Origin of the sequence: Methyloglobulus morosus KoM1 (genome assembly GCF_000496735.2) — a bacterium.
Classification (GTDB): domain Bacteria; phylum Pseudomonadota; class Gammaproteobacteria; order Methylococcales; family Methylomonadaceae; genus Methyloglobulus; species Methyloglobulus morosus.
Map to the genome: position 1 here is coordinate 1 of NZ_AYLO01000068.1, position 12,469 is coordinate 12,469.

Here is a 12,469-nt window from a genome sequence, read left to right on the forward strand (position 1 = left end):
GACAAAATCCGAGTTTCGATGCGGTGTACAGCCCAATTTTCACAGTTGACAGCCCTTAAAACAGCATTATATTAAGTCAGGACAAGGAATAACGAAGAACAATGCACCTTTGTCCATATATTGTATAACGTATGATAGAATCTGCCCTTACTCCCTTTGTACTCAATACGCCACTACTGTCTCACTATGGATAAGTCAGCACAATACTTAATTAGCACGGTATCCAAACGGTCGGGAGTCAAATCTGATTTAGTCAGGGCGTGGGAACGGCGTTACCAGGCAGTAAAACCGACGCGTACTGAAGGCGGCCATCGTGTCTATACCGATCTGGACATTGCCCGGCTAAAACTGTTAAACCAAGCGACAAGCAATGGCCACAGCATAAGCCAGATAGCAAACCACTCTTTAGATGAGTTGAAAGACTTGTTAAAGAAGGAAAGCGATTCCGTCTCTCAGGCCTTGGAAAAGCCGATGCCATTGAATGGCAACCGGCAACATATTGCTGAAGATTACGTACAAAAATGTTATGCGTCAGTGTTGGCTTTCGATGCCCATGCGCTGGAGTCGCATTTTGAAAATGCCATCGTAGAATTGGGTACGGAAATATTTATTGAAAAATTGCTGAACCCTTTGCTTACGCTGATCGGAGACCGCTGGCGGACTGGTGAATTAAGGCCGGTGCATGAACACATGGCTTCGGCTATCGTGCGTTCTTTGACTTATATCTTGCGGAACAATACGCCTTCCTCCCCTGACGCGCCCAAAATGATTGTCAGCACTCCCATCAACCAATTGCATGAACTCGGTGCCTTGCTTGCGGGCATTATTGCGGAATTAAAAGGCTGGAAAGTCACCTATCTCGGTGCAAATCTACCGGCAGAAGAAATTGCGGCGGCGGTAAGGTTCACCGATGCTACGGCGGTAACCATCAGCATTAGTTGCCAAACAGATGACCTGTTGATTGCTAAGGAATTGCGGAGGCTGAGAAAATTAATTGGTAACGATGTCGCGCTAATCGTAGGCGGTCGGGCGGCGGGTTATTATGAAGCCATTTTGGATCAAGTGGGGGTGTTGAATATTAAAAGCTACGACCATTTCAAGGAAATCCTTGAAGAACTAAGCGGTCAAAACACCCAATAATCTCCTTTCTAAAAACGTATTATATTTGCCGAATCAATCCGCTAACCTTTGCGTTTGTATCCGGCGGCTATCTGTGCCAAGTCCTTATATTGCCGGTGTCCAGGTGGACAAAATCAGAATAAGGGTAATAGCCTACGCCGCCCGTTTGCAAGGCGAGCGCTGCATCCCGAATGGCCCTCGTGCTCACGCCTTCCATGCGGATATCAACGGCGCGTCCTTCCATGTGCAAACTTTGTCTCGCGACACCTCGGCTATGCCTACGCAAACTGGCATTCGTTTCGGGGGATCGGTAACCCGAAACAATTTGGAAAGGCTTTTTTTTGCCCAGCAATAATTTGACATCATACAACTGGTCTAACAAAGCCGGATCGACAGAATGCATCGAGTCGTTATGGTAGTCCCTCAAGAAATAACTGATTTCGTCCAAAGCGCCATAGATATAACGTCCTTGCTCGTAGTAAGTTATATTTAAGGTTTCTCCGGTATGTTGATGCTCCAAGGAAATGGTTTTGCGGGCAGTAAAGCCCGAAAAAGCAGCCTGTACGATTTTTGGCGAGCCAATCAGCAGTGAACCACAAGCCAAACCCTTAAGGAACCGCCTTCTGGACAAGCCATCATTGTTGCCGGTAACGGTCGGATCTACCCAATCAGGTTCATTCATAATGCAATGCGGCCTTGCCTCATAGTTAACAGACTTTGATTTTGCTTGTAAATCCTTAAAATTTCCTTAAACGGCCTCCTGGTCGTGAATTACGGGGAAAACGCCAATCTACCCGTTTTACGATGTAGTGGTGTTGTAATGCTTGGTCAAACCGAAAAATTCATACTCGTTTCAGGGTGGACAGGGGGTTATAAAAATAGCTGTCTTCAGCCACCAAATTAGCTTCAGGGTGTTTCGATTGCATGACAGATTTGACAATGGCCTCCTTCTCCTTATGGGCATAAATCAAGATTAAATACCGACCCGCCGCTATATCATCGTGAAACAAGGCGACTTTTTTATTTTCACTGGCGATTCCTGTTAAACCGCCTTCCCATGCGCCGAACGAAGTGATTACTCCAACGATTGCATAGTACACGATGTTCGGCACATCGGGCCCGAACGGCTGGGTTGTTTTCAATAAATTTGCCGCAAACAATCCTACAAGAAATCCAACTATTGCGCCGATAATACCAAACCGTAGCAGATCCAATTTTTCTAAATAATTGCTCGAATGGATCTTTTTTTTGCTGAGCCCTGTTTCATCTTTGCTCAAAACATGAATAAACCAGTCGCCAATTCCTGCATCGTGCAAGTCGTCAGTGATATGGCCGGTGCTGTCGAGTGTAGAAGTGAGGTAATAAATACATTTCATGCGCCTTCTCCCGTGAGGTGTGTTCTGAATAAGTCCCTAGACGAGCGGCAAAGTGTAAATTGCGTTTATGATGGGTTAATCGAACCACCAAAAGGAATCACCCTGTTATAAAGACGTCTGGACTTCCCTTGTTTGAGACCACAGGTGCAGCTAAAAGTTTGGCGAAAAATCCTTGTAGACTTGAAAAAAAAAATTCCGCCCTTACATCAAACACAGTTATTTTCACCCTTTTAGGAACAGTAAAAATGTCTGCCGAAGCAAAAAAACAAACCCTCGGTTTTGAAACCGAAGTCAAACACCTTTTACACCTGATGATCCACTCCTTGTACAGTAACAAGGAAATATTCTTACGTGAATTAATCTCCAACGGTTCCGATGCTGCCGATAAGCTTCGGTTCGAAGCCTTGTCGAACGATAGCCTGTACGAAGGCGACAGTGAATTAAAGATTCGCTTGGCATTCGACAAAGAAAATCGGACTATCACTATCGCCGATAACGGTATCGGGATGACCCGAGATGAAGTGCAGGAACATATTGGCACGATTGCCAAATCGGGCACCAAACAGTTTTTCGAAAAATTGACGGGTGAGCAAGCCAAGGACAGCGAGTTGATCGGTCAATTTGGCGTAGGTTTTTATTCGTCCTTTATCGTCGCCGATAGGGTTACGTTAACCACCCGCAAAGCGGGCGCTAGCAAGGATGAAGGTGCACGCTGGGAATCGTCCGGTGAAGGCGAATATACCCTGGAAACCATCAGCAAAGAGCAGCGCGGAACGGAAATCGTCCTGCATCTCAAAGCTGGCGAAGACGAATTTTTGGACGGCTACCGTCTGCGCAGCATCGTGCGGAAATTCTCCGACCATATTTCCATTCCCATCATCATGACCAAGGAAGTCGTGCCATCCTACAAAGACGAGGACGACAAAGAAGGCGAGGAAGCCGAAGCGAAAGATGAAACGCCGCCGCAACCGGAAGATGAAACCATCAACAGCGCATCGGCGTTGTGGACGAAAGCCCGCCAGGATATTAAAGACGAAGACTACAATGAATTCTACAAGCACGTAAGCCATGATTGGCAAGACCCGCTCGTACATGTGCACAGCAAGGTTGAAGGCACGAACGAGTTCACCTTATTGCTTTATGTGCCCAGCCGTGCGCCGTTCGACCTTTGGGACAGGAATGCCAAGCACGGTGTTAAACTTTACGTTCGTAAAATTTTTATCATGGACGATGCCGAACAACTTATGCCGCGTTATCTGCGCTTCATTCGCGGTATTATCGATGCCGGCTCCCTGCCGTTGAACGTATCGCGCGAAATCTTGCAGCAAAGCAAGCAACTTAGCACGATCAAGTCCGGCGCGGTCAAGAAAGTCCTGGGCATGTTGGAAGGCGTTGCCAAGAATGAGCCGGAAAAGTACGAAGCTTTCTGGAAAGAATTTGGCCAGGTTATCAAAGAAGGGCCGATTGAAGATCACGGTAACAAGGAACGCATCGCTAAATTGCTCCGCTTCGCTTCAACGCATACCAACACCGACAAGCAAGACGTGACTTTAGAAGATTATGTCAGCCGGATGCAGGAAGGCCAAGATAAGATTTATTACGTTACCGCCGAAAGCTACGCCGCAGCGAAGAACAGTCCGCATCTGGAAATATTCCGCAAAAAAGGTATTGAAGTCCTGTTGTTGTCCGACCGCATCGACGAATGGCTGATTTCTCACCTGGATGAGTTCGACGGCAAGCATCTGCAATCCGTCGCCAAGGGTGACCTGGATTTGAAAACGCCGGAAGACGAAGAAGCCAAAAAAGAGCTGGAAGAAACGGCTAAGGATTTTGAGTCCGTCATCACGCAAATCAAGGAAGTCCTGGGCGATAAGGTGAGCGAAGTCAAATTAAGCCAACGCCTAACCGATTCTCCCGCTTGCTTGGTTGCCGACGTTTACGGAATGAGCCTGAACATGGAGCGCATCATGAAAGATGCCGGGCAAGGCATGGGTTTCGGTATGAACAAAAAGCCGATCTTTGAGATCAACCCCGGCCACACCTTAGTGGCACGACTTAAAGAAGAACAAGACGATGCTCGCTTCGCCGACTTGACCAATATCCTATTCGACCAAGCCATCTTAAGCGAAGGTGGGCAGTTGGATGACCCGGCGGCATTTGTGCATAAGTTGAATGGCTTGTTGCAGGGGTTATTGAAGTAATTTATGCCTTCCCATACGTGGGGCTCTAGTCGAACCCTGAACGGAATCTAAATTTTTGATTCATCGTTCCCTCTGGAGTGTGGGAACGATGAACTCATCAAAGCGACGCGTTGGGTGGGCGTTAGTGAAGCCCAGCATTCAAGACTTCTTTATTTTGTTGAGCTTCATCGAGTGGGTTCAACCTGACGTGCTACTTGCTAAACGTATCCTTTGTGCCTACCCAACAACGCATTAAACCTTAAATGTCCGGCCGGTAATCGCTTTCCTGATTTTTATGTAATAAAGAAACGCAATAAAAAGGATTAAAATTCGGTGTACAAGTAACTGCCGCTTTTAAATATCCCAACTAGGTGTTTTTCATGAAAAAATCGACGCTACCATTTAAAGGCAAACTAGAAAATCCTGCTTGGTGGCTGAATGACCAAGCAGAAACATCTTCTGGTAGAGTGGGTTTATCCAGTACTGAAGCTCGATATCGACTAACTAAATTTGGTCCCAACCTGTTCCGCGATCATCAAGATCAGGCGCTAATACTGCAATTCCTGTCCCGATTCAAGAACCCTTTAGTCCTACTTTTGCTGGCGGCCAGTGCGATTTCTGCCTTTACCGGTGAAATGACCAACTTTGTCATCATATCGGTGATGGTGCTGTTGAGCGTAACGCTGGATTTCGTCCAGGAACACCGTGCAGGTAAAGCGGCGGCAAGTTTGCGCCGGTCGGTTTCGGTGCGGGCCAGGGTTATTCGAGATGGCAAGCCAATTGATGTCCCCGTGACCGAAGTGGTTCCTGGCGATATCACCGTAGTCTCCGCAGGCGACATGATTCCGGCGGATGGGTTGGTATTGGAAGCGCGTGACCTGTTCGTCAAGCAGGCGCTGCTGACTGGCGAATCGTATCCCGTCGAGAAGCGTCCGGGTGCGCTTGCCGTCGATGCGACTGAATTGCAGGATGCCACCAACGCCGTGTTTATGGGCACCACTGTCATCAGTGGAAGCGCTAGAATACAGGTAGTCAAAACGGGTGCCGGCACCGCTATCGGTACTATCGCCGATCAGCTTAACAATCAGCCGCCGCCGACTGCCTTTGAGGTTGGCACGCACCGTTTTGGCCTGCTCATCATGCGCCTGACCATCCTGATGGTGCTGTTTGTGTTGTTAGTCAATGCCTTGATGCATAAGCCCTGGCTGGATTCGTTCCTGTTTGCGGTGGCTCTCGCAGTGGGCCTGACGCCGGAGCTGCTCCCGATGGTGGTATCCGTTACGTTGTCGCGTGGCGCACTGCATATGGCTGAGAAACGAGTGATCGTAAAACGCTTGGCTTCTATCCAGAATCTGGGGTCGATGGATGTCCTTTGTACTGACAAGACGGGTACCCTGACCGAAGCGAAAATCCGGTTGGAGCAACACGTAGATCCGCAGGGAAACCCTGGCGAACGGGTGCTGGAACTTGCCTATCTCAATAGCTTTTTCGAGACTGGCCTTAAAAGTCCGCTCGACGATGCCATCTTGGCCCATGAAAAAATCGACGTGAGCGCCTGGCAGAAGATCGACGAAGTCCCGTTCGATTTTGAACGGCGGCGCGTGTCTGTCCTGCTGGACAAGGGCAATACGCGGGTGCTGGTCGTCAAAGGAGCGCCAGAGGATATTATTGCCCTTTGCACCCATTATGAAGATCAGGGTAACAAGAGCCAGGCCCTGATCGATAAAGCCGCAATGGCACGGATACACGAGGTACATAACAACCTGGAAAAAGAAGGCTTTCGCGTATTGGGCATCGCCTGGCGCGAAGTTCCTCTGGATCACCCCCATGCCGTCGTCGGTGATGAAACGGAATTGGTGTTCGCGGGATTCGCTGGTTTCCTTGATCCACCTAAGGAGAGTGCTGGAGCTGCCCTGACCGCGCTCAAGGCGTGGGGCGTGACGGTTAAGATTGTAACTGGCGATAGTGAACTGGTTACCCAACATGTCTGCGGTGAGTTGAACATTCCCGTGACAGGTGTACTGACCGGCAAGGAGATCGCACAGATGGATGATTCCGCCTTGCGTATCAGGGTGGAAACGGCGAACTTGTTTTGCCGGGTCAACCCATCGCAGAAAGACAGGGTCATCCTGGCGCTGAAGGCTCGCGGTCATGTGGTCGGCTACCTGGGCGATGGTATCAATGATGCACCGTCATTGCATTCGGCAGACGTGGGGCTTTCGGTCGATTCGGCGGTCGATGTAGCAAAAGAAGCTGCCGACATGATCCTGCTGGAGCATGACCTGAATGTATTGCTCGACGGTGTGCTGGAAGGTCGACGCACTTTCGGCAATATCATGAAGTACATCATGATGGGCACCAGTTCCAACTTCGGCAATATGTTCAGCATGGCGGGTGCGGCATTATTCCTGCCTTTCTTGCCTATGTTGCCGACGCAAATATTGCTCAACAACATTCTCTACGACCTCTCCGAAGTGCCGATTCCCTTGGATAAAGTGGACAGCGAAGAACTCCGTAGCCCGCGGGTCATGGACATGGACTTCATCCGCAATTTCATGCTGGTGATCGGCCCCATCAGTTCGGCGTTCGATTTCCTGACTTTCTATGTGATGTTATCCGTCTTGAAAGCCAATGAAGCGTTGTTCCAAACCGGCTGGTTTGTTGAGTCACTAACCACCCAAGTCTTGGTTATATTTATTATCCGCACCCGTGGCAACCCGTTCAAAAGTCGCGCCCATCCGATCTTAGTGGCGACATCCCTCACTGTAGTGGCAATCAGCGCTATACTGCCATTTACTCCAATGGGAATATTTTTCGGCTTTGTTTCACCGCCAGCCCAATTTTATGCCATTCTGCTGGCTATGGTGCTGATCTACCTCGCGTTGGTTGAAATGGTCAAAAGAGTCTTTTACCGCTCGTACAGGGCAAGCAACTTTCATTAAAGGTAGGAGGGGAGCCGAAATGAGCAGCCAGCTTAATGCTTGATCCAGATCAAATACTGGTTAGCTTACAGCGTTACAATCGATAACCTGGAACATCCAGCTATAAAGAGCGAGAAGCAATCTTATGGGCTTGGTCACTTGGGCAAAAGAACAAGAGGGCATCAATGTTATGATGGATTATTACGAGATACTTGAAATTAGTCCGAAGGCAAGTCAAGACGTAATCAGGGCAGTTTACAAAGTTTTGTCGCAACGCCATATCCCTGATAAAAACGCAAATGCCACGGAAACGGCCCATGAGCTAAAAGCGATTAGTCTTGCCTATGGGGTTTTATCTGACCCTGAAAAACGAAAGGCCTATGATATTGAACTGGACAAGGCTAGGGGCGTAGGCATTGAACTTTCACAAAAGACCAGCTTTGATGGACTGACGGCTGAAAGTTCCTCACAAACCAACCGGCTTAAACCAGGGCAAGCAGGAGGCACGGTAATGCGAAAACGTAATATTTCTAGTCACTTATCTGCTATGTCTCGATTAAGTTGGAAAAAGTGGAGCTGGATCTTATCGATATTGGCGGTGGTGTTTTTATTATTTTCAATGGTTCAGCCTGATCCAGAGAAAGCCAAGCGTGGGCAGTTGGCGGTAAGGCTCGAGGCCGAAAGAGAGAGGGGCGAACTTGAAGCAGGAGCCAGAAAGAAGGCGACTGAAGAACAAAAGGCTGATTCATCTGAAAATGAAAGAAAAGGAATGGGTGCGGCAAACACAAAATCTGCCCAGAAAATTGCCATTGATCCTGCTCCATGATGAGGTATAGGCCAGTGTTAGGATTGTCATCTGTCGACACCCATTGTTACGAGGTGTAGTTTGCACGCTAAAACAGGTTAGCAATCAATGGCAAGCCTCATACCGAAGCCATTGTCGAGGGGATGGGAAACCTGACTTATTCGGTTGAAGATACCCAATATCCGTGCAGCGGTTGATGCTGTTGCTTGAGGAGTTGCGTAAACTTATTGTAATGAAGAAGATGCAGCAAATGGGCGGCAACAAAATAGAATCGGACTCAAGTCCAAGCCTGATTAAAGGGCTATTTGAGGCGGATGCTTATCCGCACGAGACCGACGCTATCCGGCTAATAGAAACGCATATTTCTTGGGTATTATTGACCGGACAATACGCCTATAAAATCAAGAAACCCGTCAATTTCGGATTCCTTGATTTTTCCACGCTGGACAAGCGGCGGCATTATTGCCATGAAGAAATAAGGTTGAACCGACGCTTGGCTAAAGACTGGTACCTGGATGTTGTGCCCATCACCGGACAACACGAACACCCTAAAATGGACGGCACAGGCATAGCCATCGACTATGCCATCAAGATGCGGCAGTTCCCTTCGCCGCAAACACTCAGGGAATCTGCCGAAAGCGGGGAGTTGAAACCGGATGAAATAGACCAGATCACCCGGATTATTGCCGACTTCCATAATGCCATTGAAAAAGCCGAGGAACAGTCGCCTTATGGTGACAGCCAGGACATCAAACATTGGTTTGACGAGAATTTCCACCACATCCAACCCTTATTGGATGATAAGCAGCAATTGTCCCAGCTGGAAGGCATTGCCTTCTGGGGAAATAATGAATGGCTGCGCAAGTCGGCACTCATGCAACAACGCAAACAGCAAGGATTCATACGCGAATGCCACGGTGATTTGCATTTGGGCAACATGGCCCTTATTGGCGCTAAGGTCGTTATTTTCGACTGTATTGAGTTTAACCCATCCTTGCGTTGGATTGACGTGATAAGCGAGGCGGCTTTCCTGGTGATGGATTTATTGCATTTGGGTTATGACGGCTACGCTTATCGTTTCCTCAATCGCTATTTACAGCACACTGGCGATTATCAGGGATTGGCCTTATTGCGCTATTACCTGACCTATCGCGCCTTGGTTCGGGCTAAGGTGACATTATTGCGGAAGGCACAAAACTCCGAGACCTCGGCTTGCGAACAAATACTTTCCGATTATACCGATTTTGCCGATCTGGCTGAGCGGTTTACCAAAACCAGCCCAGTTATGCTGATTATTACGCACGGGTTTTCAGGTTCGGGAAAATCCACCTATGCCAGCCAATTGGCAGAAAAAATCGGTGCCATACAAATCCGTTCGGACATTGAACGCAAGCGCCTATTCGGTTATTCGGCGCATGAGGCTACCCATAGTGATATCGAAAGTGGCGTGTATACCCAGGAAGCCGGGCAAAGGACTTACCGCCATTTGGTCGGCTTGGCCAAAACCGTGGTCGACGCAGGTTTTTCGGTCATAATCGACGCAGCCTTTCTTAAGGTTGAACAACGGGAATTGTTCCGCAAGCTTGCCGACGAATGCCGCATTAAGTTTTCCATTATCGACTTCCAGGCCTCCGAAGAAACCTTATGCAATCGCATCAAACAACGGCAATTGAACCCATCGGAAGCGACAATAGCCGTTCTCCATCAGCAACAACAAGCGGCACAACCGCTCTCGGATGAAGAAAAAAACCATGTCGTCACGATAAACACAGAAAGGAATGGTCATGCATTGGAACAACTCTTAACCGCTTTAAGTTTGTTAAATTGACGAATTTTATTTTGTCCCAACCATTGCTAAATTAGATGGGCATTAGATCGTGCGTATTATCGGTCAAAGAAGCCACCATAAGATTATGGAAAAGAGCTATAAAAATCACCCAGAATTATCCAAAGCAGCCAGTCGATTTTTTATTCTTTGTCAATAACGAACTGACTAATGCGGCCAACTCCTGTCGGTCAATATTTTCAATACCAGAATTTCAAAAAGCCTAAAGCAGACGCTCAAAGTATGAAACATTAATCTAAGATTCCTTTCCGAGAATAAGTGGGGGAATCAACTGAAGTGCGATCGCTAATGTTTTTATTCGAACTTGAACTATCTCAACTTGGATGCTTTTGAAGCGCTAAAAATCAGCCTTTCTGATTGTCCGTGAACTCGGGGCAAGATCAAGATCGAACTGCTTATAATATAAGACACGTTCAAGCAAGAATAAGATCAGCAATAAAACCTATGCTCATCAGAACAATAGCACAGAGGAAATAGCGGTATACTACATCCTCGCTGCCGCACTTCTTTTTATGCTGGATAAGAACCAACATAACTGATGATGAAAACGGTGACAGCCGGTTCTTGCAACACTGGGCTGAGGAAGCGTCCCCAGGGATCTTTCGGTAAGTCTCGAAAAAATAACGCCAATGCGAAGAAGAACGTGGCAATTCCAAAAGTAAGGGCGATTTGTACTATCCAATAGTGCCTGACTTTATTCAGGGCGGTTTGGGTTTGGGAAATCCAGGCTCCGCAGCGGCATTGAATGGATGTGCCGAATCGTCCTGAACCGAAATTTTCTTTACAGCACTTCGGGCATGAATAATGTCCTAATCGGATCACGCATCTTCCTCCTGGTGCAGTCGGTAACCAATACCTGCTTCGGTCAGCAAATAGCGTGGGCGTGCCGGATCGGATTCAATCTTGTGGCGTAATTGACCCATGTAAATCCGTAAATAGTGGCTATGTTCGACATAGGACGCTCCCCAGACTTTTTGGAGCAATTGCCTGTGGGTGATGACAAATCCGGCGTTACGGACCAGTTCGCAGAGTAACTGGAATTCGATGGGTGTCAGGTGGACTTCTTGCTCTGCCACACAAACTCGGCGTTTTGTCAGTTCAATTTTCAGTTCACCGACTTGGAAAATCTCCTGGGTACCGCCGGGAAGCATGGCAATACGCCTGAGCAGGGCTTTGATGCGGGACATCAATTCAGGGTTGCTGAAGGGTTTAGTCAAATAATCGTCGGCGTCATTATCTAATGCCAGAGTAATATCGGTTTCCCGATTACGTGCTGAAAGTACGATGATAGGCAACTGAGACCACTTGCGCAGGCGGCGGATAACTTCCTGACCGTCGATATCCGGCAGTCCCAGGTCTAGGATCAGCAAGCCGGGTTGCTGGTTGCGGGCAGCAATCAATCCCTCTCTACCGGTTTCGATGGCAAGCACCCGATACCCCTGATTTTCCAACGTCGTGGCCAACAACAATCGAAATGGTGGGTCATCTTCAATGAGCAAAAGTAATGGGCTTGATTCTTTCATAACGTCAGTTCTTTTTCTTCCGGCTCTATGGTGGGAGGGAATTCCTGAAACGGCAGGTTCAACTGAAACCTAGCGCCGCCTCCGCTTCGGTTGGCAACCCGGATGTCGCCGCCATGCGCTTCGACTATGGCTCGGCAGATGGACAGGCCCAAACCCACGCCACTTTGGGCGCGTTCCGGATGGATACGGAAAAATTTGTCGAAAATCTTTTGTTGTAAGTCCTCGGGGATTCCAGGCCCGTTATCCGCTACGGTAATCGACAGGCCATGCGGCTTGGTTTCGACTGAAATATCGATGGGACGTCCTGCAGGGGAATATTTGGCCGCGTTGTCCAACAGGTTTACCAATACTTGTTGCAGCAATACGGCATCGACATGGATCAACACCAAGCCATCCGTCATATTGACATTGACCTGCCTAGTTTTTAGTCTCTTGTCGAGCCGGCGTAGGGCGCTGCCAACAATTTCTTCGGGCGCATACCACTGCCGGTTAAGCACCACTTCACCGGCTTCCAGCCTGGCCATTTCGAGGATTTTATTAGTCAGCTCCGATATGCGCTGGGCTTCCTCAATGATCGCACCGACCAATTTTATTTGGTATTGTTAAGTTAGTATAGCATTTGCTACACTTACCCAATTTGTAGGGGTAAAGGCTAATATGAATTGTCCAAAATGTGGTTCGACCGATTGCGGCAAAGAT

At 48.2% G+C, this 12,469-nt stretch carries 10 protein-coding genes; 5 read left to right on the forward strand and 5 right to left on the reverse strand.

What is annotated here, in order from left to right; all coding sequences use genetic code 11:
- Window positions 1–186: 186 nt before the first annotated feature.
- A complete protein-coding gene (locus tag MGMO_RS09595) occupies window positions 187–1,140 on the forward strand; it encodes a MerR family transcriptional regulator (RefSeq protein ID WP_023494857.1) in 954 nt (317 codons plus the stop codon).
- Between the two features lie 67 nt (window positions 1,141–1,207).
- On the opposite strand, the gene MGMO_RS09600 is transcribed toward MGMO_RS09595, so the two are convergent.
- Both MGMO_RS09600 and MGMO_RS09605 read right to left on the reverse strand, forming a co-directional pair.
- Entirely contained in the window at window positions 1,208–1,801 is a 594-nt protein-coding gene (locus tag MGMO_RS09600) for a YcbK family protein (protein ID WP_023494858.1), read from the reverse strand.
- Between the two features lie 160 nt (window positions 1,802–1,961).
- Window positions 1,962–2,495 (reverse strand): hypothetical protein, encoded by a 534-nt coding sequence (locus tag MGMO_RS09605; RefSeq protein ID WP_023494859.1) that lies wholly within the window; start codon window positions 2,493–2,495, stop codon window positions 1,962–1,964.
- Between the two features lie 245 nt (window positions 2,496–2,740).
- On the opposite strand from MGMO_RS09605, the gene htpG reads away from it, so the two are divergent.
- The 4 genes from htpG to MGMO_RS09625 all read left to right on the forward strand — a co-directional run bounded on the left by htpG (window position 2,741) and on the right by MGMO_RS09625 (window position 10,229).
- Window positions 2,741–4,696, forward strand: coding sequence for a molecular chaperone HtpG (gene htpG, locus MGMO_RS09610; protein ID WP_023494860.1), 1,956 nt, complete (start codon window positions 2,741–2,743; stop codon window positions 4,694–4,696).
- Window positions 4,697–5,055: 359 nt separating this feature from the next.
- Entirely contained in the window at window positions 5,056–7,617 is a 2,562-nt protein-coding gene (mgtA, locus tag MGMO_RS09615; RefSeq protein WP_023494862.1) for a magnesium-translocating P-type ATPase, read from the forward strand.
- A gap of 124 nt (window positions 7,618–7,741) precedes the next feature.
- Entirely contained in the window at window positions 7,742–8,422 is a 681-nt protein-coding gene (locus MGMO_RS09620; protein WP_023494863.1) for a J domain-containing protein, read from the forward strand.
- A 211-nt stretch (window positions 8,423–8,633) separates the two neighbouring features.
- Window positions 8,634–10,229, forward strand: coding sequence for a bifunctional aminoglycoside phosphotransferase/ATP-binding protein (locus tag MGMO_RS09625; RefSeq protein WP_235557259.1), 1,596 nt, complete (start codon window positions 8,634–8,636; stop codon window positions 10,227–10,229).
- A gap of 528 nt (window positions 10,230–10,757) precedes the next feature.
- On the opposite strand, the gene MGMO_RS09630 is transcribed toward MGMO_RS09625, so the two are convergent.
- Genes MGMO_RS09630 through MGMO_RS09640 form a run of 3 tightly spaced genes read right to left on the reverse strand, consistent with a single transcriptional unit; the run spans window position 10,758 to window position 12,357 of the window.
- Window positions 10,758–11,069 carry a hypothetical protein gene (locus MGMO_RS09630; RefSeq protein WP_023494865.1) on the reverse strand — a complete coding sequence of 104 codons (312 nt, stop codon included), beginning with the start codon at window positions 11,067–11,069 and terminating at the stop codon, window positions 10,758–10,760.
- Window positions 11,066–11,770 (reverse strand): response regulator, encoded by a 705-nt coding sequence (locus MGMO_RS09635; protein WP_023494866.1) that lies wholly within the window; start codon window positions 11,768–11,770, stop codon window positions 11,066–11,068. The genes MGMO_RS09630 and MGMO_RS09635 overlap by 4 nt, the downstream gene beginning before the upstream one ends.
- Window positions 11,767–12,357: an ATP-binding protein gene (locus tag MGMO_RS09640; RefSeq protein WP_023494867.1), complete on the reverse strand. Its 591-nt coding sequence runs from the start codon at window positions 12,355–12,357 to the stop codon at window positions 11,767–11,769. The genes MGMO_RS09635 and MGMO_RS09640 overlap by 4 nt, the downstream gene beginning before the upstream one ends.
- Between the last annotated feature and the right edge of the window lie 112 nt (window positions 12,358–12,469).